Below are 22,862 nucleotides of genomic sequence, written 5' to 3'. Positions count from 1 at the left end.
GCGTGACCGGCCGAGTCCGGCCCGCCTCGACGCAAGGACGCCCCCAGCAGTCGCCTCGCAGGGACCTGCCGGCCGGGGTAGCGTGCCTAGGGGGCAGGCCCCCTGACCTCGGTCGGATCGCGAAGGGTGCAAATCGTGGACGCCTCCGACGACAAGAAGGAACAGCTGGAGGCTCCCGTCGGCCCCGCCCCCGGGGGCCCACCGGAGTCCCACCCGTACCACCACCCCGCTGCCGGCTGGGGCGCCGCCAAGAGCGTCACCAAGTTCCTCGCCCGCGAGGGTACGTATGTGGACGGGCCCCGGGCGGTCCTCCGGATGAACCACGAGGACGGCGGCTTCGACTGCCCCGGATGTGCCTGGCCGGACGACCTCAAGGGACTGCGCCTGGACATCTGCGAGAACGGCATCAAGCACGTCACCTGGGAGATGACCCGCAAGCGGGTGGGACGCGAGTTCTTCGCCGCCCACTCGGTGAGCGAACTCTCCCGGTGGAGCGACTTCGCCCTGGAGGACCAGGGACGGCTGACCGAGCCCATGGTCTACGACGCGGCGACCGACCACTATGTCCCGATCAGCTGGAAGGACGCCTTCGAACTCGCCGGCCGCACCCTGCGCGAGCTGGACGACCCCAACCAGGCGTCCTTCTACACCTCCGGCCGGCTCGGCAACGAGGCCACCTTCCTCTACCAGTTGATGGCCCGCGAACTGGGCACCAACAACATGCCGGACTGCTCCAACATGTGCCACGAGGCCAGCGGCCGCGCCCTGTACACAGCCCTGGGCACCAGCAAGGGGACCGTGGACCTCAAGGACTGGGAGACCACCGACGCCCTGTTCATCCTCGGTGTCAACGCCGCGTCCAACGCGCCCAGAATGCTCACCGCGCTCGCCGAGGCCTACAAACGCGGCGCCCAGATCGTGCACATCAACCCGCTGGTCGAGGCGGCGGCGACCCGCACCATCATCCCGCATGACTTCGCGGACATGGCGCTGTTCCACTCCACCCGGACGAGCACACTGAACCTGCAGCCCCGCATCGGCGGGGACATGGCCCTGCTGCGCGGTCTGGCCAAGGCGGTCCTGGAGCAGGAGAAGACCGACCCCAAGGCGGTGGACCACGAGTTCATCAAGCGGTACACCGCCGGCTTCGAGGACTACCGGGCGCTGTGCGAGGCCACCACCTGGGAGGAGATCGAGCGCCAGTCCGAGGTCCCTCGCGCGGACATCCTCAAGGCTGCCCGCGTCTACGGCGACGCCGACCGCAGCATCGTCAGCTGGTGCCTGGGCGTCACCCAGCACGAGCACGGCGTGGACACCGTCCGCGAGATCGTCAACCTGCTGCTCCTCCGCGGCAACCTCGGTCGCGAGGGCGCCGGCCCCTCCCCCGTGCGAGGGCACAGCAACGTCCAGGGCAACCGCACCTGCGGCATCAACCACCGTCCCGACGAGTCCTTCCTGGACCGCCTCGGTGAGGTCTGCGGCTTCGAGCCGCCGCGTGCGCGCGGCATGGACACCGTCGCCACGATCGAGGCGATGCACCGGGGCGAGGTGAAGGTCTTTGTGGCCATGGGCGGCAACTTCGCGATGGCCGCGCCCGACACTCCGTACACCTTTGAGGGCCTGCGCGCCTGCGAGTTGACGGTGCAGGTGAGCACCAAGCTCAACCGCAGCCATCTGGTGCACGGGCGGCAGGCGCTGATCCTGCCGTGCCTGGGCCGCACCGAGAAGGACCACCAGCGCACCGGCGTGCAGAGCACCTCGGTCGAGGACTCCATGAGCATGGTCCACCTGTCGGTGGGCATGAAGCGCCCGGCCTCCAGCCACCTGCTGTCCGAGCCCGCCGTGATCGCCGGGATGGCGCGGGCCGCGCTGCCCGACAGCGCGACTCCGTGGGAGTGGTACGTCGAGGACTACGACCGGATCCGGGACACCATGGCCCAGGTGCTTGACGGATTCGAGGACTTCAACCGCCGGGTGCGGCTGCCACTGGGGTTCCGGATCAGACAGCCCGCCCGCGAACTGGTCTTCCTCACTCCCTCCGGGCGCGCCGAGTTCTCCGTTGCCCCGCTGCCGGACGTCATCCCGGCCCCCGGCACCCTCGCGCTGGGCACGATGCGCAGCCACGACCAGTGGAACACCACGATCTACTCCGACAACGACCGCTACCGCGGCATCAGGAACCTGCGCACTCTTGTCTTCATGAACACCGACGACATGCGCGAACGCGGCATCGAGCAGTTCGACCCGGTGGACATCACCAGCACCGCCAGGGACGGCAGCACCCGCTCCCTGCACGGCTATCTGGCCGTCCCGTACGACATCCCGCGCGGCTGCGCCGCCGGGTACATGCCGGAGATGAACGTGCTGTGCGCGATCGGCGACTACAGCACCCAGAGCGACCAGCCCATCATGAAGCACCTCAAGGTGACCGTGGACCGCGCCTCGTAGGACCTGCGCGGCGGCGCCCCGGCGGGGCGCCGCCGGGTCCGACAGCTGCGGATCACACGTCCAGCGGGAGTTTCAGCAGGCAGACGACCACGTCGGTGTGCGCGCTCAGCAGGCTGGCAATGAGGAGGCCCCGCTGGCTCTGGAGGATCCGGTAGCGGCTCTGCCGGGGCTCCAGCTGCGGGATGAGTACGGCGATCTGTCTGTCGTCGCCGTCACGAACGGCCTGCTCGACGTAGTGGACGACAGGGTGCACCACGGCATGCTGAGGGCTTTCGATGATGTCGAGCCGCACCCCGGGGTTCCAGCGTGCCCACTCGGCGCGCATGATGTCGGCCTTCGCCTGATCGTCGAAGACCGCGACCACAACCACCTCGTCGCCCAGCGTGCACGCGGCGTTGAGGGCAGCGGCGGCGACCACGTCGACCCTGCCCAGGGGGACGATCACCAGACTGCCGGCGCGCGCCGGACGCGGCGGTGGTCGGTCCAGCCTCAGTCTGCTCGCAACGAGGCTGTAGAAGCGCTCGATCCGAGAGAACATCAGCATCAGCATCGGGACGATCACGACGACGATCCAGGCACCGGCGAGGAACTTGGTGGCAAGCAGGACGATGCCCGCCACACCGGTGAGCACGGCCCCCAGGCCGTTCGTCAGTGCTCGGGGAACCCATGCGTCCGGGCGCTGGGCGAGCCAGTGCCGCACAAGGCCGACCTGGCTGATGGTGAAGCCCACAAAGACACCGATGGCGTACAACGGGATCAGACGCTGTGTGTCGGCGCCGACGACGATCAGCAGGGCGGCGGCCAGCACCGCCAGAGCGGCGACGCCCCAGCGGTGTACGGGCCGTTCCGAGCGGAAGGCGAACAGGTGGGGAAGCCGGTCGTCCTTGGCGAGCAGACTCATCAGCACGGGCAGACCGCCGAAGCTGGTGTTCGCGGCGATACCCAGGACGAGGGTGACGATCAGGCTGATGGCGTAGAAGGCCCAGCCGGTCCCGAAGGCGTCGGCGGTCAGCTGGGCCAGCAGCGTCACATCACCGCGTGGCACCAGGTGATGCCGGCTGACCAGCACGGACAGGCCCACCAGCATGGCGCCCAGCAGCAGCCCCAGGAGGAGCTCGGTGTGCTGCGCCCGCTTGACGCGGGGCTGACGGAACATCGGAACGGCGTTGGCGATGGCCTCCACTCCGGTCAGCGCCGAGCAGCCGGCGGAGAACGCCTTCAGCACAAGGAGCACGCCCAGTGCCTCAACGGCGGGGAACGACCGGGGCGTTCCCACCGTTGCCACGGGGTGGGCACGGAACAGGCCCACGACGATGACGCTGAACACGCTGACCACGAACAGGCCCATCGGCAGCATCAGCACACGGGCGCTGTCCGCGATACCGCGCAGATTGACGGCGGTGATGAGGGCCAAGGTGATCAGGCAGACGGCCACCAGGTGGTCGGCAAGCACGGGAAACGCCGATGCCAGGCTGGCGGCGCCGGCCGCCAGACTGACGGCCACGGTGAGGACGTAGTCGACGATGAGGCTGGCTGCGGCGAGCAGGCTGACCTGTCGGCCCAGGTCCTTCTTCGCCACCGCGTAGGCACCGCCGCCGTCCGGATGCACGGCGATCACCTGGCGGTAGGAGACGACCAGTACGGCCAGCAACCCGACGATGACCAGGGTGATCGGCAGCAGCGCCGAGAGTCCGCCCGTTCCGGCGGCCACCAGGACGGCAACGATGGCCTCCGGGCCGTATGCCACCGAGCTGAGGGCGTCCAGTGAAAGGGCGGCAATCCCCTCCATCACGGTCAGGTGGGATTTTCCGCCCTCGCCGTGGAGCCGTGGAACGTTGGGGTGTCGTTTCCTGGATGCCAGTCCGAGCACCATGGCGAGCTCACCCGGTCCTTGGGCTGGCGTAGTCGCCGGCGGCGCACAGCGGACCGTTCATCACCGTTGCGCCACCGTGCCCGGCGGACACCCGCGGCAGAGAAGGCGCAGCGAGCCTCCTGGCGCCTGTTGAGGGAGAACTACGACGTTCACTGAAGTCCGTGCTTCCTTACTGGATGGCCGCCGACTACCAGCTTCCGAGAGCCTCCGGGGACCTGCATGCCCACCGCGCCGAACGGGTGCCCCTGCCCGCATGGCCCGAGTGATCTCCCGGGCCGCGACGGCCGGTTCCCGATCGCTCCGACTGCCGGGAATCCCGTGGGTACTTTGCATCGGTATCCCTTGGCAGCAGCCGCCGTTGGAGCATGGTGGTCACACCGCCGACCTATGTCGAGCCCTGCACAAAAGGCCATTCTGGGTTGGTTTTACGTGAAACAGCGAAATGATGATAATTCTCCTCTTCTCCTTCCATGGCCCCGGTGCCTGCCTTGAGACATGAAGCGACGTCGCTCGTGAGCCGGCGCGGCCCGGTGCCTTTCTCCGTCGGCTCATTGGCAATGGCCACGGCTGTTGTGAGCGGCGGCAACCGCGGACGAGTCCGGCACACGGGTGTCCGGCCCCGGCCTCGACGGCATCCAGAACCGCACGCTCGACGGGGTCGCCGACCAGAGGAGCCGCACCGTACGCCGCGCACTCTGCGGCAGCCTTGCGCTCCTCCACGCGGACCCGCCCACCGCACGCCGGCCACACCACCCGGCGCCGGAGCCGGATGCTCAGGGGACGCGGGAACTGGCCTGCTCGGCCCGTTGTTCATCCGCCGTACGGAGGGGTCAGTGCGATCCGCGCAGGTTCAACACCACGACTCCCAGAATGACCAGGGCGATGCCGAGCCACTGGAGCCGGCCGAGCTGCTCGCCGAAGGCGACCGCGCCGATGGCCGCGACCGCAGCCGTCCCTGCGCCGGACCACACGGCGTAGGCCACGGACACCGGAATGTGTTTCAGCGCCCGGCCCAGCAGCAGGAAGGAGAGGACATAGCCGGTTGCCACCGCCAGGCTGGGCAGCAGTCGGCTGAAGCCGTCGGTGAGCTTCAGACAGGTCGTCGCACAGACCTCGGCGGAGATGGCCAGGGCCAGTAGCAGATACGGCATGGGCTCCTCCGGGACGGCGGGCGGGTACGAGGCCCACCTCTGCAAAGGCCCGCCCTGTGGCGGATCCGCGCTGTGACGGGCCGACTCTACGTCGGGTGACTGCAGTTCAGCTGCGGATCTCGGCGACCAGCGCCCCGAGCCGCATCAGGTCGGCCTCTTCCAGGCTGCCGAGCACCGTGACCCGGGGGCCGGCCGGGATCGGCGTCGCGGAGGGCACGGCCAGCACCGGACAGCCCGCAGCCCACGCGGAGGCCACACCGACCGGGCTGTCCTCCACCGCCACACAGCGTGCGGGCGTGACGCCGAGGCCCTCGGCGGCCGCCAGATAGGGGTCGGGAGCGGGTTTGGTCCGCGGCGTGTCGTCCGCGGTGACGACCACCGAGAACCACTCGGCGCCGAACTCCGCCAGTACCAGGTCGACGATCCGGCGCGGCGAGGCGGACACCAGCGCCATCGGCACCTGGGCCCGCCGCAGCTCGGCCAGCAGCGACAGTGCGCCCGGCCGGGGCCGTATCTGCGCCGCGACCCGGTCGGCGAAGGCCTGGTCGAGATCCTCGGCCAGGCGGGTGGTGCTCTGTGCGGTTCCGCTGGTGCGGTGCAGATGGGCGGCGGTGTGCTCGACCGGCCGTCCCAGGACGTCCGGCAGGTCGGCCGCGGTGAGCCGGTGGCCGAGGTGCTCCGCGACCTCGACGGCGGCCTGCCACCAGAGGTCCTCGGTGTCGACGAGGGTTCCGTCCATGTCGAAGAGGACGGCGGCAGGAACGGAGGTTGCGGCGGTGGGCCGGTGCACGAGATGGGGGTCCTTGTCCGAGGGGTGGGTGGGGGCGCGGGTGGTGGGCCCGGTCCGTGAGCCGGCTTGCGGCTCCGGGAAGCAGGGTTGTGGACATTCGGCGCCGCGGGGTCGACGGCCGGGTGTCCGGGGGTGGGAAGGCGACTGCGCCCGATGCCGGTCCGCCCCCTCCCGCGGGCGGCGAAAGGGGGCGGATGCGGTCGGGTCAGGCGCGCCGGTCGACCAGGACCGGGCGGTCCGGGAGGCTGACCGTGACGGGGGTCCCGGCCGGGAGCGCGGCAGCTTCCTCGGTGCTCAGATCGGCCTTGACCTCGGTGCCGTCGGCCAGGCGCAGCGTCAGGCGGGTGACCGCGCCGAGGAAGGAGGTGGCGGCGACCCGGGCGGTCCCCTGACCGTCGGCACTCACCTGGACGGCCTCCGGCCGCACCAGCACCTCGATCCCTCCCTCGGCGGGGACGTCCCCGTCCACCGGCACCCGGCGGCCGAGCACCTCCACCTGACCGTCGCCCGCGCGGACTGCGGGGATGCGGCTCATCGTGCCGACGAACTCGGCGACGAAGGCGGTCGCGGGCCGCGCGTACAGCTCCGCCGGGGCGGCGCACTGCTCCAGCCGTCCCGCGCGCAGCACCGCGACCCGGTCGGCCATCGACAGTGCCTCCTCCTGGTCGTGGGTGACGAAGAGGGTGGTGATCCCCAGCTCCTGCTGGAGCCGGCGGATCTCCTCCCGCAGGGTCAGCCGTACCTTGGCGTCCAGCGCCGACAGCGGCTCGTCCAGCAGCAGCACCCGCGGCCGCAGGGCGAGCGCCCGGGCGAGAGCGATGCGCTGCTGCTGACCGCCGGACATCTGGTGCGGGTAGCGGTCGGCGAGCTGCGGCAGCCCCACCAGCTCCAGCAGTTCGGCGGCGCGCACCCGCCGCTCGGCGCGGCCGGCGCCGCGCACCTTCAGTCCGAAGGCCACGTTGTCGGCGGCCGTCAGGTGGGGGAAGAGGCTGTACGACTGGAAGACCATGCCTGCGTCGCGCCGGTGCGCCGGCACCCGGGTGACGTCCTTGCCGTCGACCAGCACCTCGCCCGAGTCGGGGTGCTCGAAGCCCGCCAGCATCCGCAGCGCGGTGGTCTTGCCGCAGCCCGACGGGCCGAGCAGGGCCAGCAGCTCGCCCGGCCGGGCCGTCAGGTCCAGCCCGTCCAGGGCGGTGGTCGCGCCGAAGGACCGGCGCAGGCCGCGGAACTCCACGGTGGCCCCGCCCGCCTCGCGGACGGCGGGGGCTTCGACAGCGGTGGCGGTCACAGGATCTCCTGGGCGGTGGGAGCCGGCGCGGCGGCGTTGCGACGGGTGGTGCGGGGGGTACGGGACGAACGGCCGCGTCCGGCGGCGGCCAGGATCAGCAGCAGCGCCCAGGTGAGCAGGAGGCTGAGCACCGAGACGGCCACCGAGGTCTGGGCCTGGCTGTTGCCGATGCTGTAGATCCACACGGCGAAGGGCATGTAGCCGAGGATCGAGGCGACGGTGAACTCGCCGAGCACCAGGGCCAGGGTGAGGAACGCGGTGTTCAGCAGTGCGCCCCGCAGATTGGGGAGGACCACCTGGAACACGGCCCGCGGCCAGTTGGCGCCGCAGTTGCGTGCCGCCTCCACCAGGGTGCCGAGGTCCACCGCGCGCAGTCCCGAGTCCAGGGTCCGGTAGGCGAGCGGCAGCGCCATCAGCACGTACGCCAGCACCAGCACCAGCGGGAAGCCGGGGTCCTGGATGGCGTTGATGGTCTGGAAGAACGGGGTGTGCGACAGGTGGTCCGGCCCCCATCGCAGGACGGAGTTGATGCCCGCGGTCAGCGCCACCGCGGGAACGACCAGGGGCAGCGAGCAGACGATCTCCACCAGAGCCCGCAGCCGGGGTGCGGTGAGCCGTACCGCGACCAGTGCCGGGACGAGCAGCAGCAGGACGACCGCGACGGTCGCCGCGGCCAGTTCCAGAGTGAGCCGCAGGCTGGTGAGGAAGCCGTCGGTGCCGACGATGCCCGTGTAGGCGCCCAGGGTGAGGCCCTCGCCGGGCACGTCCACGGTGAAGATCACTGAGAGCAGCATCGGTCCGAGGAAGTACAGCCCGGCGATCAGGGCGACCGCGCCGCGCCAGAACTGCGGTCGGCGGCGGCGCCGGGTCTCGGTCAGTGCAGCCATCGGGCACTCCTCCGCTGCAGCGGGACGTAGACGGCCATCACCAGGCCGGCGATCACGATCATGTCCAGGCTGAGGGCCAGCGCCACATTGCCCTGGCCGACCAGGACGTTGCCGGAGAGCGCGTCGGCGATCTGCAGCGTGATCAGCGGCACCGAACTGCCCACCATCGCGGCGGCGGTGGCGTAGGCCGCGAAGGCGCTGCCGAAGAGCAGCACAAAGCCGCCCAGCAGCGAGGGCGCCAGGATCGGCAGGGCGACGTGCCGCCAGTACTGCACGGTCGTCGCGCCGTTGTTCTGCGCGGCCTCCCGCCACTGCTTGCGCAGCCCCTCCAGGGCCGGGGTGATGGTGAGCACCATCAGCGGCACCAGGAAGTAGAGGTAGACGAGGGTCAGACCGGAGAAGGTGTACAGGCTCCAGCCGTGGTCGGTGAGGTGCAGTCGGCGGGTCAGCTCTCCGGCGTTGCCGAGCGTGGCGACGAAGGCGAAGGCCAGCGGGACGCCGCCGAAGTTGGCGAGCACACCGGAGGCCGCCAGCACCGCCTCGCGCAGCGCCCGGAAGCGGGAGGTGGTCACCGCGTGCGCCAGCGGCAGCCCCAGCACCACACCGATGAAGGCGGTGAGGGCGGAGAGCTTGACGCTGCCGAACAGCGCGGTGAGGTAGGCGCCGTGCACCGACAGGGACATGTTGCTCGTCGTCCACTGGGCACCGCCGGGGGCGTCCGCGGTGGTGCTGAATGCGCCGAGGGCGATCGCGACGGCCGGGAGGCCGAAGACGACGGCGACGAAGAGGAGCAGCGGCAGGACGGCGAGCCAGCCCGCCGCGCGGGGACGGCCGCCGCGAGGGGACGGCCTGGTGTGAGGGGGCGCGACTGCGGCCCCCGCGCCGCCGGCACCCTCGGGAGAGGGGCCGGCGGCGGGGGACGGCGTCGCGGCGGGAGCCGTGGTCATCTCGCTGATCAGCCGGAGACGGCCTTGGACCAGCCCTCGGTGACGACCTTCTTGGCCGCGTCCACCTGGGCCTCGCTCGGGAAGGTGAAGGTGCCGGAGACCGCGGGCAGCGCGGCGGCGGCCGTGGCGTCCAGGGTGCCGGCCTGCTTCATGGCGTCCATCAGCACCGGGCGGGCGAAGCCCTTGAGGAGCAGGTTCTGGCCCTCGGCGCTGTAGAGGTACTCCTCCCACAGGCGGGCAGCGGCCGGGTGCGGCGCCCACTTGTTGACGGCCTGGTTGTAGTACTGGGCGTACAGGCCGTCGGACGGGACGGTGACCTTCCAGTCCAGGCCCTTGGTCTTGAACTCGGTGGCGTAGCTGGCGTTGAGGTAGTCCCAGTCGATGCTGATCGGCGTCTCGCCCTTCTCGACGGTCGCCGGGGTGGACTCCACCGGGTTGTAGTTGCCGCTCTTCTTCAGCTTGGAGAAGAAGTCGAGGCCGGGCTGGACGTTGTCCAGCGTGCCGCCGTTGGCGAGCGCCGCGGCGTAGAAGCCGCCGAAGGCGGAGCCCGACTTGGTGGGGTTGCCGTTCATCGCGACCTGGCCCTTGTACTCGGGCTTCAGCAGGTCGGCGAAGGTCGCCGGGCACTCCTTGACCCGCTTGGCGTCGCAGCCGATGGAGACGTAGCCGCCGTAGTCGTTGTAGCGCAGACCCTGGGGGTCCTTCTGGGCGGCCGGGATCTTGTCGAAGTCGGCCACCTTGTAGGGGGCGAGGATGCCCTGCTGGGCGGCGGAGAGGGCAAAGGCGCTGCCCAGGTCCACCACGTCGGGGGCGCGGTCCTGGCCCTTGCGGGAGGTGATGGCGTTGATCTCGTCCTGGCTGGAACCGTCGGGGTTCTCGTCCTCGATGGTGATGCCGTACTTCTTCTGGAAGCCGTCGATGATCGCGCCGTAGTTGGCCCAGTCCCGCGGGAGGGTGATGACGTGCAGCTTCCCCTCCTTCTTGGCTGCGGCGACGAGTGCGTCCATGCCGCCGAGGTCGGCTGCGGAGGTGGCGGTCGCCGCGCTCTTGCCACCGCCGGCGGATGTCGCGGTCGTGTTGCTGGGGGCGGAGCCGCAGGCGGAGAGGGAGAGCGCAGCGGCGGTGAGACCGACGGCCAGGGCAGCGGCGCGGGCACGGTGGACAGTCACGGATTTTCTCCTGGAGAGACGGCGGGGCGCGCGGCAGGCGCTCGTCCCCGTCGGGAGGTGCATGGGTTGGCTGTACAACTCGACCCCAGTACTCCGGACAAGGGTGACTTAAAGGTGAACAACCCGGCGAGAGCCGGAGGACGTTGCCGGAACGTCGCGCTTGCCCTCGGGTCGCCCGGGCCTGCGCACCGCCCGCCGGGCGGCCCCCGGTCGAGGAGCGGATAGGGTCACCGGGACGGCCGCGCCCCTCGGCGCGGCGACACAGCCGCCAGGAGGGGCGTTGCAGGACGACGACGGGGCGCAGCTGGTCAGGGACGGCGGCTCGCTGTACCGGCGGGTGGCGGCCGACCTCCGTGAGGCCATCGCGGCGGGGTCCTACGGGTCCGGCGGAAGACTGCCGGCCGAGGGGGCCCTGGCGCAGCGCTACGGCGTCTCCCGCGGCACCATCCGGCAGGCCCTCGCCGTCCTGCGCTCGGACGGCCTGGTCACCTCTCGACGCGGCACCCGCCGTGTGGTGCTCGGCACCGCGCGAGTGCAGAGCTTCTCCGAACTGCTCAGTTTCACCAGCTGGGCCCGGTCGGTGGGCGAGGAACCCGGCGGCGCCATGGAGTCGCTGGTACGGCGCCCGGCGGACGACCGGGAATGCGAGCAGCTGCGCCTGGAGCCGGGCGCCGAGGTGTATGTGACGCTGCGTCTGCGTACGCTCTCGGGCCGGCCGGTGATGATCGAGCGGACCGTCTACCCGCCCCGGGTGGGCGAGCTGGTGGCGCAGCTGCCCGCGGACGCGGTGTCGCACACCGAGCTGCTCCTCGAGCACGGCATCGTGTTCTCCGACGCCGACCACACCATCGACCTGGTCCACGCGGACACCGACGACTCCCGGCTCCTGGGCTGTACGGCGGGCGAGGCGCTGCTGCGCGAGCGCCGTCGTTCGACCGACCCGGCGGGCGTGCCCGTGGAGTGGTCCGAGGACCGCTATCTGCCGGGCACCGTCGCCTTCACGGTGCACAACTCCATCGCGGCCTCGGCCCTCTCCCGCAGGCACCGCCCCGCGCCGGACCCGCACTCACCGGATGTCACCCGCGGGTGACCTGTCCGCCGCGAGTCCGCGCTGCGGTGCCGGGTGGAATCGGGGCGGTCCGGCGCAGCAGGGAACGCCGCGTGGGTGCCGCGGCTGCGGCACCCACGCGGCGCTCCTGCCGGTCCCGGTGGTCAGCGGCGCAGCAGTGCGGTGAGCAGGGGCCGGAAGTGCTCGAAACCGGGGATCGCGGCCCCGGCGTCCTTTGCCTGCTCGTCCCAGCGCCGCACGGCGACGGCGTCGGCTGCACCCGGCAGCGCGGCGAAGTCGGCCGCCTCCGCGTCGCCCATCGGTCCGCCCTGGACCTGGAGGGTGTACTCGGAGGCCTCGGAGAGCCGGGCGCGGTAGCCCGGTTCCACTGCGCACAGATAGCGCTTGGCGGCCACATGCAGCCGCACCGGCTCGGTGACCTCCGGGCCGAACCAGCGGGCCAGCAGGTCGGCGCCGGTGTGGCTGTGCCGGTTGTCGGTACCGGCCATCAGCTCCTGGCCGCTGACCGGGCCGTGGAAGTGGCCGATGTCGTGCAGCAGCGCGGCGGCCACCAGGTGCGCCGGGGCGCCCGCGGCTTCGGCGAGCGCGCCGGCCTGCAGCATGTGCTCGGCGATGGTGACGGGCTCCCCGAGGTACTCCGCGGCTCCGGGGCCGATGAAGAGTTCGTCCAGTTCGTCCAGGGCGGCGCTGCGGCGCAGTACGGCGAGGGTGCCGGCGAGCCCGTCCAGGTCTGCGTAGCAGCCCTGGAGGTGGCGGGCTCCGCTCTGCTCGAAGGCGGTCCGGGCGTGCAGCAGCCGGGTGTTGTCGAAGACCACGCAGTCGCCGGGTGCCAGCCGGAAGTCCAGCTGCAGCCCGGGGCGGAGCAGCAGTTCGGCGAAGGTGCGGTAGGCCGCGTAGAAGGCCTCCAGCTCGGCGGCCGGAAGCCGCAGGGTGCCGATGGACCGGTTGTTGAAGCGCACCTCACGGATCCGGCCCAGTGGGTCGGTGTCGATCAGGGGCCGGAAGGCGGTCAGCTCGGTGCGGGCGTCGCGGTAGACGAACGGGACGGGAGTGCGGGTCAGTACGCCGAACGCCTCCGGGTCCTCCTCGCGCAGCAGCGCGGCGGCCCGGAAGCCGTCGACCAGCCCGGAGTCGCCGCCCTCGGCGGCGTTGCTGAGGCAGTGCAGCAGCTGGATGGTCGGGACCGGGTCGCGGTACGGGTTGTCGGTGTGGGGGGTGATACGCGCCGAGGTGAAGGCGAGGTTGTCGGGGTTCGGCTCGACCCGGACGTCGAAGAGCTTGCCGTAGTTGGTCTCCCGGACGAAGCCGAAGGACTCGGCGACGGCCAGCACCTGGCCCTCCTCGGTGGGAACGGCGCGCAGCAGGGCGAAGCCGAGCCGCTGCACGGCCTCCAGCACCCGGGCCCGCTCCCCGGGGTTTGCCAGGTACGCCGCCCAGTCCGCCTCGGGCAGCGCCCCGGCGAGGTCGGCGGCCTGCCACAGCTGCTTGCCCGCCTCACTGCGGTGGTCCGCCTCGGCCGTCTCGCCGGGCCGGTTGGCGAGCAGCCACTGCACGGGGTAGCGGGAGCGGTGGCCGTCAGGGGACCAGACCACGTCCACCGCGTTGGCCCCGTTGTCATGCTGCGGGGCGGCTGAGGCGACTGCGAGCTCCCGCGGCAGGTCGGTGATCTGGAAGAGCTTCTGGCCGCTGTGCGGGTCGCGGCACTCGGGGCACGGGCAGTTGTCCCGAAGCCACATCGGGGGCAGCGCGCCGAGCAGGTCGGCGGGCTCGGCAGCGGGGGGTGTGGCGCTGGACACGGCCGGCATGGTCGTCCTCCGGGATGGTGCGAGGTGCGAAGTTGTATAGCCAACTTTTCCCCCGCTTGATGTCCGGAAGGCGATCGAAGCGGCACCGGAAGGTGAAGCCGCGGCATCCGCACTGTGCGCGCGCCGGTCACCGGGCGCGGGCAAGAGAACTTCTCAGCATCGGCCTCGCCCCTGGTCGCCCCGGCCATCAGCAAGGCGGGTACGTCGGCCCACCCCTGCCCGGCCGGCGCGGCCCCCACGGCCCCGCTCGGCTGCCGGGGCCCACCGCCGCGCCCCGACAGAGCGACGCCCGCGGATGCACTCAGCCGCGGTCGCGTTGGCAGGCGGCGAGGAGGAAGAGCCAGATCTCGCTGACGGTCGGAAAGCAGGCGATCGCATGCCTGAGCCGCTTCAGCGGCACCTCGCCGACGACCGCGACGGTCGCCGAGTGCAGCAGCTCGCTGACTCCAGGACCGACGAATGTCACTCCGAGCAGGACCTCCCGGTCGAGGTCGACGACCAGCCGCGCGTGACCGGGGTAGTTGTCTGCGTAGAGGTTGGCACCCTGAGCGGCGTTGAAATCCAGGTCGACGGTCCTGACGCGGTGGCCGGCCTGGATCGCCTGCTCGGCGGTCAGGCCCACGGCGGCCGCCTCGGGGTCGGTGAAGAAGACCTGGGGCACGGCGTGCTGGTCGGCGGTGGTGGCGTGGTCTCCCCACGGGCCGTCGTCCAGGGGAAGGCCGGCAGCCCGGGCAGCGATGGCGTCCCCGGCGGTCCGCGCCTGGTACTTGCCCTGGTGCGTGAGCAGAGCCCGGTGGTTGACGTCGCCGGCGGCATACAGCCACGCTCCGTCGACTCCGCTGACCAGGCAGGTGGTGTCGGCCTCCAGCCATGTGCCGGGGGTGAGGCCGACCGTTTCCAGGCCGATGTCGTCGGTGCCGGGGGTCCTGCCGGTGGCGAACATGACCTCGTCGGCCTCCAGCTCGCTGCCGTCGTCGAGCGTGAGGGTGACGGGCCCGGAGGGGTCGGGCCGGCGCACGGCGGTGATCCGGGTGCCGGTCCGTACGTCCACGCCCGCGTCGGTGAGGCTGCGGGCGACGAGTTCGCCCGCGAAGGGTTCCAGACGGGGAATCAGGCCGCGGCGGGCGAGCAGGGTGACCTGCGAGCCCAGTCCCTGCCAGCATGTGGCCATCTCGACGCCGACCCCGCCGCCGCCGACGATGGCGAGCCGGGCGGGAACGGTACTGGAGTCGGTGCCGTGCCGGTTGGTCCAGGGCTTGGCCTCCTGCACGCCGGGGATGTCGGGCAGCAGTGGCCGGCTGCCGGTGGCGATGGCTACGGCGTGGCGGGCCGTAAGAGTGAGACATGCGCCGTCATCGCGGGTGACGGTGACACGGCGGGGGCCGTCGATGCGGCCGTGGCCGCGGAACAGGTCCGCGCCCATCGACTTCACCGCCTCGGCCTGTCCACTGTCGTCCCAGTCGCTGACATAGTGGTTGCGACGGGCGAAGACCCGGCCGATGTCGAGCCGACCGCTGACGGCCTGCCGGGCGCCGTCCACCCGGCGGGCGTCGGCGACCGCGATGACCGGCCGCAGCAGGGCCTTGCTGGGCACACAGGCCCAGTAGGAGCATTCGCCGCCGACGAGCTCACGCTCCACGACAGCCACGGTGAGGCCGGCGGCGCGGGCCCGGTCGGTGACGTTCTGGCCGACCGGGCCGGCACCCACCACCACCACGTCGTAGGTGTTGCTCTCCTGGCTCTCGCGTGCTTCGTTCATCGCTCTCTCACGTCCGGTCGGGGCTGACGGGGCCTCATCCCCGGCTCATGTAACCGCGCGGTGCACGCACTGCCGTCATGCCTGGCCGCAGCTGCGACCATCTGTGCCCCTGATGGCGGCACTCCGGCTGCGGCGCCCGTGTCCTGCCGAACCCCTCGGTGCGGCGCCACACCACCCATGTACCGGCTTCCCCGGAGGCCGGCCCACCCACCCGGTGGGGGCCTCGCGGCTTTCGGTGCCCATGAAGTACACCGCCGAAAGAACGCTCCGGACCTCGTCCGCCCGGAGCCCCCCGCAGGTGTGCCTGCCCGGGGCCGCACGCTTCCGCCCTGACGCATACTCGCTCGTTGCCTGGCCTACAAGGTGCGGCGGCTGCGGGAGGTTATGCTCTGGGCGACCGCCGAGCAGAGGCGCGTGTCCTGATGTGCTGACCACTCTCTGCTCCGAAGATGGCGTCCCTCATCCGAAGTCCGCAGGCGTGACGCCTCGTCACTCGGGCTGGCTCGTAAGGCGCGGCCCGGGTCGACGGGCGGGAAACGGCGACCTGCCTGCTGACCCGAACAGTAAGGCCCCGCAGTTGTGGCACATGGCAGATCGCGATGCAGGCACCCGCCGGTGGGTTACCTCTCGTGCAGCTCTGAGCTGCACCGGCATGCTGGCATGCCTGTGGTGGATGGCTCCGGCCCTGAACACCGGAAGCACCGAACCCGCCGAGAACGCGGCCACCGCGCTGGAGGGCCGCGGCTACGCACCGATGGCGCTTCCTGACGAGAACCGTCCCGTGGTCGACCTCAGCGTGCGGCTCTCACCGGACCTCAGGAACGCCACGGGAACGGAAACCATCGTCTTCACCCCTGACGCGCGGATCTGCCGGGTGGTTCTGCGGCTGTGGCCGAACGCTCCCTCCATCGCGGGCAACGGGTCCGGGATGACGCTGGACCGGGTCACGGTCGACGGTGTCGGCCGTCCTGTGCAGATGCGCTCCGCCGGGGCCGAACCGGGCACCGCCGGGACTCTGGCGGTGGTGCCGTTGAAGGCGTGCCGGGCGGCGGGCAGCCATCTGAGGATCACCGCCCGGTTCAGGGTCCGTCTGGGAGTGGGGGGAGCAGAGAGGGTCGGGGTGGACCCGCAGCGGCAAGTGGCCCGGCTGGGGTCGGCGTTCCCTCTGCTGGCGTGGGTGCGGGGGCGGGGGTGGGTGCGTGAGCCCGCCGTACCGGGCAAGGGCGAGGAACTGGTGAGCGAGGAGTTCCGCCTCGATCGCCTGGCCGTGACTGCTCCGGCTGGGCTGCAGGTGGTCGGTGGAGGGACCCCGGAGTCGGTGACCCGGCGCGGCGGTGTCGCTGTCTCCACGTTCCACGCCGAATCCGTCAGGGACGTCGCTTTCGCCGTGGGGAGTTTCACCACGGCGACCGCGGAGATGGCGGGCGTCACGGTGCGGGCCGCGGTGCCGACGGACGCCAAGGCGCCGGCTGAGGAGTGGCTGGCTCAGGCCCGCACGCCGGCGTTGCGGATGCGGACGCAGTTCGGGCAGCTCCCGTACCGGGATGTGTGGCTTGTGGTGTGCCTCCCGAAGTTCGCCGGGATCGAGTTCCCCACCACGATGTTCTTCCCCGATGTGGAGGTCGGCGACTTCGGTCGGCTCGTGCCGCACGAGTGGGGGCATCAGTACTTCTATTCCCTGGTCGGCAACGATCAGGGACAGGACCCGTGGCTCGACGAGGCGTTCGCCACGTATGCGGAAGCCGTCACTGATTCCGGCGCGGCGCGGTACACGTCCCGGTCGCTGAGCGCCTCCGTCCGCAATCGGGTCGGGGAACCGATGAAGGACTGGCAGGGAAGCGGGATGCCGACCGGGAGCTACAACGAGGGCGTCTATGTCGCGGGCGCAGCAGCCCTTCTGCGGGCGCGTCAGGCCGCGGGGGCTGCGGCATTCGATGCGGCCATCAAGGACTACGTCGCACGGAACGCACACTCGGTGGCGGCGCCCAGGGAAGTGTGTGCTGTGCTCGGCCGTCTGCCGAAGGCGCTGGATGAACTCCACGCGGCCGGCGCGGTGTGAGGCGATGCGGGCGCACAGGCGAAGCGCCCAACTGCCGGTGAAGCCGACAGGGGTTCGGGTTGGTGACCCGGGCGTCGCGACGGTGGCCACTGCCGCCCTCGCGGATGCACATGGCCTGCCGGTGTTGAAGCGGGCCACGGCCGAGGAAACCCCTCACATACGAGGGAAGGCTCAGCAGTGGGGCGCCCGAGATCAAGGGTGGGGCCGGTCGTCGCGGGGCTCGAACCCGCAGCCCCCCGTGGGGGAGCTCAACCAGGAAGTAACCGGCACCCGTCGCACCGGGCGCCCCCGATGCTGTGGCCTCCCGAGATCGATGGCGGCCTGCGGCGTCACCTGTTTCAAAGAAGTAGCCGCGGGCCTTCGCACCGGGAGGTGTGGTGCATCTGAAGTTGTGAGTCCAGAGATCAAGGTCGGTGGAGGAGACGTAAGCGCTCTGGCCTCTGAGCTACCCCCGGTCGGGCCGGGGACCGGGAATCGAACCCGGGACCTCTCCATTAGCAGTGGAAGTATCCCCCGCCTGCGCACCTGGACGAGATCCACCATAGCCATCTCTGACGGCGGCTTCGATCCAATTACCCGACGGGGCAACGCCCGCGGCCGGGGCCAGTCCGTGGGCCTGCGCCGGCCACCGGCGAGACCTGCCCTCCAGAGCCGGGCCTTCGCCCCGCCGCCTCAGCCGGCGGCGGTCCGGCCCGCGTCCTTACCGGCCTTCGCCAGTGCGGCAAGTGCTTCGCAGGCCTCATGGTGGGTCTGGGCGTTCGGGGCGTCCTGGGCGGTGCCCCTCTCGGCGATCCGGCTGATCGCCGGTCCAGGGCGACACTGGGCACGGGGCACCGACGACGGCCCGCAGCAGGCCGCCCATTGGCTCGCACGGCGGAGGTTGTACGCACCCCCTCACCGCCATGCCACCCACTCCTGCACCGCGAACCGGTCACCCACGCGCCGCACTTCGGCTGCGCTCGGCCCGGGGAAGTGCGCGGGGAGCAGCAGGGCGCCCCGGTCCGCGGCCTCCCCCAGCACGCGGCGCCGGCTGTCCCGGGCGCGGGGCTCGTCCTCGTCGAAGCAGGGGCAGTCGCCCGGCCCTTGGCCCGGTGTTCGCCGCCCACGGCCAGGCAGTGTCGTCAGCCGCGCGATGTTCGGCCGGTCGCCGGCCGGGGCCCCAGGGCGTCGGCGGGACCACGCTCATGTCCGTCCTCTCACCCGTGGCGGGTTGCCGCCTCCTGGCGGGTTTCGGTCGCCGAATGGATCTTGCGGCTGAGGTCGGCAAGCCACAGCGTGTGACCGGTCACGGCCCTGTCGGCGGGCGGCCCCGCTCCGCGGCAGCCCGGCCGGTGGCAGGGAGACTCCACCGAGAGGACAGAGATGACACGTCGGAGACGAGCGATTGCTCGCGGCGTCGCGGCCTTGGCAGGCGCAGCCGTGCTGCTCGGCACAGCCGTGCAGAACACCTCGGCCGTCGGCCCGCAGACCGCGTCGGCTGCTCCCCGCGCGGACCGTACGCCCCCGGCCGCGCCGCTCCCGTCGACGCCCGGATCCTCCGCGCTGGGTCCCTTCCGCTCGTACCAGAAGCCTGCGCCTGCGCAGTCGACCCGGGCCGATCACCAGGTGCTGATGGTGCTGGGCTCGACCACCCAGGTCACCGGCAAGACGCTGGGGGTCCGGCGCGATCTCCAGGTGCGGGCCCCACTCACCTCAGCGTCGACGGTGAATGCCGCCCTGCGCAGAGCCGGCGCCGTCTCCATGCGTCCGCTGATGCCCGGCCTGCCGGTCACTCAGGCGCGTCAGTGGAACGATGCCGCCCGGGCCACGCTCGGCTCGGGAGCGGTCGACCTGTCCAAGGTGCAGGTGGTCCAGCTCTCCGGGGGCGATGTGTCGGCGGCGGCGCGCGCTCTGGCTGCCACGCCCGGAGTCGTGTACGCCGAGCCCGATCGGACCGTCTCCCCCATGAACACCGGCGGTGTGCAGCTGCCCTCGTGGGCGAGCCGCGCGGCCGGCGGGGCAGCCTCGTCGGCGAAGGCGCCGGCAGGCCGCACGGCGGACAGCGACGGCGCCGGCGTTCCCGGCAACACCGGGCTGAGCACCTCGCTGCAGAGTTTCCTCAACGCGGGCGGTGTCGACGCGACGGGCGCGTTCAGCCTGCTCAAGAAGCGGTTCGACCAGCTGCCCGGCACCGGCGAGACGATCACCAACGTCTCGGTGGGCGACCTCACCGACGAGGGGATGGTCACCCGCGGGGACACGTACATCAATCAGCACCTGGGGCCGACGACCGTCATCCAGGACGGCCAGCGCTATCTGGACATCCCCTCGATGCCGCTGATACCGACCTACACCTCGGACGCGCAGGGCGCACTCGACCCGACCGGGTCGACGGAGGGGCAGGACCCCGCCCTCGGTGAGGTGCTGCTGGACTTCTCGGTGATGGCTCCGCTGCCGCACGAGCTGCAGCGCGCGGGGATGCAGGGCAGTGGGGAGAGCGACCTGCTGGGCATCGCCCCCGGCGCCAAGTACCGGCTGGTCGTCCCGCAGGAACCGACGTTCGACCAGATCGCGGTCGCGCTGCTGGCCGCCGCCCGGCAGCAGCCGCGGCCCGATGTGATCACCGCCAGCCTCGGCTACGGCACGGACGACGCGGGCATCCCGGGTCGGTATCTGGAGGACGACCCGATCCAGCAGGCTGTGATCGCGGCCATCGTGAAGCAGTACGGCATCACTGTGGTCGTGGCGGCCAACGACGGCACCCGCCTGTTCACCAACGCGGCCGTCGGGCCGGACGGCGGCAGCACCGCGACCGATCTTGCCCGCAGCGCCGCCGACACCACCACCATCGCGGACGACCAGCTGTCGACCACGCCCAGCAAGGTGCTGGACTCGGGGGCGATAGCCGCCGGCGGTACCACGACCGACGACACCCTGTCGGTACCGCCGCAGAGCGGCGGGTCCGGGTCGGCCCAGGGCACCTGGGCGACCACACGGACCGACGGCTCCGGGATCTTCTCCTCCGGCTTCGGCACCCGCGTGAACGTCTCCGCGCCCAGCGACGGCATCCCGGCCTTCGAGCACCGCGCCGACTCCCCCCAGTCGGTGAACGTGGTGCTCAGCGGAGGCACTTCTGCCTCGGCACCCGAGATCGCGGCCGCCGCGGCCGTCGTGCTGCAGACCTCCCGCCTGACCGGGCAGCGGCCCTCTCCCCAGCAGGTCCGTACGCTGCTCGAGCGCACGGGCCGGGCGGTGTCCACGCCGCCGCAGGCCGACCAGCCGCTGCATGTCGGTCCGCAGCTGGATGTCACGGCCGCGGTGCAGGAGGTTCTCGCGCACGGCCGGGACAAGGCCGCGGGCACCGGCGCGCCGCGTATCGTGCGGATCTCGGTGGCGCACCGCCAGACCATCGGCGGGCTCGGGGCCACGTACCTGGAGGCCACCGACCCGGGCCGGATCGACCTGTCGGGGCCCGGCACGGGCGACGACGCCATCGGCGAGGGCCTGGTCGGGCCGGTGACCATCGGTGCCGATGTGACCGGGGTCGGCGCGCAGCAGGGCGTCCACTACGCGCTGCGCATCGGGTCGCACGAGTTCACCTCGGCGACACCCGCGATCCGGCTGACGCCCACTCAGATCCTGACCGCCGCCGGGCTTCCGGTCATCGCCACGTCCGACCGGCGGGTCACGGTCACCTTCCAGGTGCGTCAGGGCAGCAAGGTGCTGGCCTCGGCCGGCCGTGCGCTCATCTTCGGTCCGACCGACGGAACCTACGCCGAGGCGCTGGCTCCGGTGGTCCAGCCCGTCGTCAAGGCGGGGCACTCCGTCCAGGTGCGCTACGACCTGACCGGAGTCCGCTCCCTGAACACGCCGGCTCTGGTGGTCTCCGGCGTGGGGCACTGGAACCCGGCGCTGGCGCCGATCTTCACCCCGTCCTGGACGACTCCGCTGACAGACCTGCGCGGTACCGTCACCGTTCCGGCGGAGGCCTTCGCCGCGGGCGGTGGGATCTACGGGATCGGTGTCGTCCAGAACCCCACGGGCGGCTTCCACAGCACTCCGCTGTACGGGGAGTTCTCCCCGGTCCGGGTCGACGGCGGCAGTCCCGCCCAGCGCCCGGCGGCACCCACCCTCGCGGCGCAGGCGTCCGGCCCCTTCGGTCACCTGCTGGAGATCAACCGGGCCGCAGCGGAGTTCTCGGTGCGCTACGACGTGTCGGGGATCCGCGGAGCCACCGGCGCACTGCTGGAGTTCTCCGCGCCCGGGCCGAACATGTACAACTCCTACAACATGGTGAGCAACCAGAACGGCACCACCCGTGACCACGACGGCGTGGACAGCCCGGCGGCGCTCGACCGCCCGCTGACGGGCACCCGGGGCACCGTGCAGCTGAGCGCGGCGAAACTGCGGCTGGCCTCCTCGCTCGCCTATGACCTGCGGGTGTTCGCCGTCGACCGGCACGGCTCGGTCATCGGCCAGGCCTCACCGACGTCCCTGCTGGCGTTCGACGACGGGCTGACACCCGACGGCGCCACGCTGAACGACTTCGCCGTGGTGCCCGGCGGCACCTCCGTCGCGGCGCTGGAGAGTCCCGCCGGTACCAGCTCGGTGTACGACTACGACGCTGCCACCGGGGTCTACGGGCGCCGGTTGACGAACGACCCCGCCTACGGCTCCGTCTACGAGGTGTTCGGCGTCGATTCCGAGAACCACACGCTGGTCCTGCACATGACCGGCTCCGGGGCACAGTCGCTCGAGACCTATGACACGCTCTCCGGTGACACGGTCGGCAGCCCCACGCAGCTGGACACCCAGTACGTCGTGGACGGCGGCCGGGTGGACGCCGCCCGGCACCGCGCCGTGGTGCTCGTCCACCGTTCGAGCGACCGGGCGAGTTTCCTGCTGCCCGTCGACATGGCGACCGGCGTCCAGGGCGACCCGATCCAGCTGGACACACCCGACGGGGCGACCATCTACGGCCTGCTCGACCTGGACAGCTCCAGCGGGCTCGTCTATGCGGAGCAGACCGGCGCCAGCATCAACTGCCGTGCGGCGGCCGGCTCCGCCAACGTCGCCGCGGTGGACCTGGACACCCGCACGGTCACCAGGACCCGCAGCGGAAGCGTCTGCGCGACCAGCCTCGCCGCCGATGGGCACGGGCACCTGGACGAGACGTGGTACCGCTCGTTCAGCGTCAACTTCGCGGGCACCGCAATGCTCACCGAGGTACCGACGGACGGCGTCAGCGATGCGCCGACCCTCAACCTGGATGCGGCGCAGGGGGCCCTGGCTCTCGCGGTGGACAGCGTGCACCAACTGGCGCTGGTGGCCTTCCGGTTCCCGGTGCTGCGGCAGTCCGGCTTCCAGCAGTACACCTTCAACGACAACAACGCCACCGGCCGTCTCGCCGTCGTCGATCTGACGACGGGCACGACGGTGGGCACCGTGACAGGCGTCGAGTACCCGGTCGCCGGCTTCTACAACGGCCGGCTCGCCGACCACCAGGAACGCGCCGTCCAGCTCGACCCGGCGACCCGCACCGGCTGGACGTACGCGGCCGACGGTTCCCAGATCCAGCGGTTCTCCTACTGATCCGGATCCCCTCCCCCAGCCCGGGGTCCGCCGATGGCTCGGCGGA

Annotated in this window: 13 protein-coding genes and 1 tRNA gene; 4 read left to right on the top strand and 10 right to left on the bottom strand. The window is 71.6% G+C overall.

Going from position 1 to position 22,862, the window contains the following annotated elements; all coding sequences use genetic code 11:
• Positions 1-135: 135 nt before the first annotated feature.
• A complete protein-coding gene (locus tag AB0761_RS35155) occupies positions 136-2,448 on the top strand; it encodes an FdhF/YdeP family oxidoreductase (RefSeq protein WP_377273315.1) in 2,313 nt (770 codons plus the stop codon).
• Positions 2,449-2,500: 52 nt separating this feature from the next.
• Here the strand turns inward: AB0761_RS35155 and AB0761_RS35150 are convergent, their stop codons facing one another.
• From AB0761_RS35150 to AB0761_RS35120, 7 genes are all read right to left on the bottom strand, one after another.
• On the bottom strand, positions 2,501-4,321 hold the full coding sequence (locus AB0761_RS35150; protein ID WP_377273314.1) for an APC family permease: 1,821 nt from the start codon (positions 4,319-4,321) through the stop codon (positions 2,501-2,503).
• Between the two features lie 830 nt (positions 4,322-5,151).
• The gene (locus tag AB0761_RS35145; protein WP_377273313.1) at positions 5,152-5,472 is read right to left on the bottom strand and encodes a DMT family transporter; all 321 of its coding nucleotides are present in this window, start codon (positions 5,470-5,472) and stop codon (positions 5,152-5,154) included.
• Between the two features lie 106 nt (positions 5,473-5,578).
• The gene (locus AB0761_RS35140) at positions 5,579-6,262 is read right to left on the bottom strand and encodes an HAD family hydrolase (protein WP_377273312.1); all 684 of its coding nucleotides are present in this window, start codon (positions 6,260-6,262) and stop codon (positions 5,579-5,581) included.
• A gap of 205 nt (positions 6,263-6,467) precedes the next feature.
• The gene (locus tag AB0761_RS35135; RefSeq protein WP_377273311.1) at positions 6,468-7,550 is read right to left on the bottom strand and encodes an ABC transporter ATP-binding protein; all 1,083 of its coding nucleotides are present in this window, start codon (positions 7,548-7,550) and stop codon (positions 6,468-6,470) included.
• Positions 7,547-8,437, bottom strand: coding sequence for an ABC transporter permease (locus tag AB0761_RS35130; RefSeq protein WP_377273310.1), 891 nt, complete (start codon positions 8,435-8,437; stop codon positions 7,547-7,549). Before AB0761_RS35130 ends, AB0761_RS35135 begins: the two co-directional genes overlap by 4 nt.
• Entirely contained in the window at positions 8,425-9,384 is a 960-nt protein-coding gene (locus AB0761_RS35125) for an ABC transporter permease (RefSeq protein WP_377273309.1), read from the bottom strand. The genes AB0761_RS35130 and AB0761_RS35125 overlap by 13 nt, the downstream gene beginning before the upstream one ends.
• Positions 9,385-9,392: 8 nt before the next feature.
• A complete protein-coding gene (locus AB0761_RS35120) occupies positions 9,393-10,553 on the bottom strand; it encodes an ABC transporter substrate-binding protein (RefSeq protein ID WP_377273308.1) in 1,161 nt (386 codons plus the stop codon).
• 280 nt (positions 10,554-10,833) lie between these two features.
• On the opposite strand from AB0761_RS35120, the gene AB0761_RS35115 reads away from it, so the two are divergent.
• A complete protein-coding gene (locus AB0761_RS35115; protein ID WP_377273307.1) occupies positions 10,834-11,643 on the top strand; it encodes a GntR family transcriptional regulator in 810 nt (269 codons plus the stop codon).
• A 122-nt stretch (positions 11,644-11,765) separates the two neighbouring features.
• Here the strand turns inward: AB0761_RS35115 and AB0761_RS35110 are convergent, their stop codons facing one another.
• Both AB0761_RS35110 and AB0761_RS35105 read right to left on the bottom strand, forming a co-directional pair.
• Entirely contained in the window at positions 11,766-13,418 is a 1,653-nt protein-coding gene (locus tag AB0761_RS35110; RefSeq protein ID WP_377273306.1) for a TauD/TfdA family dioxygenase, read from the bottom strand.
• A gap of 310 nt (positions 13,419-13,728) precedes the next feature.
• Positions 13,729-15,186, bottom strand: coding sequence for a dihydrolipoyl dehydrogenase family protein (locus AB0761_RS35105; RefSeq protein WP_377273305.1), 1,458 nt, complete (start codon positions 15,184-15,186; stop codon positions 13,729-13,731).
• Positions 15,187-15,610: 424 nt separating this feature from the next.
• On the opposite strand from AB0761_RS35105, the gene AB0761_RS35100 reads away from it, so the two are divergent.
• Positions 15,611-17,245: a M1 family aminopeptidase gene (locus AB0761_RS35100; protein ID WP_377273304.1), complete on the top strand. Its 1,635-nt coding sequence runs from the start codon at positions 15,611-15,613 to the stop codon at positions 17,243-17,245.
• 461 nt (positions 17,246-17,706) lie between these two features.
• Here the strand turns inward: AB0761_RS35100 and AB0761_RS35095 are convergent.
• Positions 17,707-17,785, bottom strand: a tRNA-Ser gene (locus tag AB0761_RS35095).
• Between the two features lie 864 nt (positions 17,786-18,649).
• Here AB0761_RS35095 and AB0761_RS35090 point away from each other — a divergent pair.
• Complete coding sequence (locus tag AB0761_RS35090) at positions 18,650-22,816, top strand: S8 family serine peptidase (RefSeq protein ID WP_377273303.1); 4,167 nt, start codon at positions 18,650-18,652, stop codon at positions 22,814-22,816.
• Positions 22,817-22,862: the final 46 nt, after the last annotated feature.

The sequence above is a fragment of the Peterkaempfera podocarpi genome (assembly GCF_042466665.1).
GTDB classification, from domain to species: Bacteria; Actinomycetota; Actinomycetes; order Streptomycetales; family Streptomycetaceae; genus Peterkaempfera; species Peterkaempfera podocarpi.
Note: the sequence above shows the minus strand (reverse complement) of the source record. Positions and strands in the feature narration are given on the sequence as shown.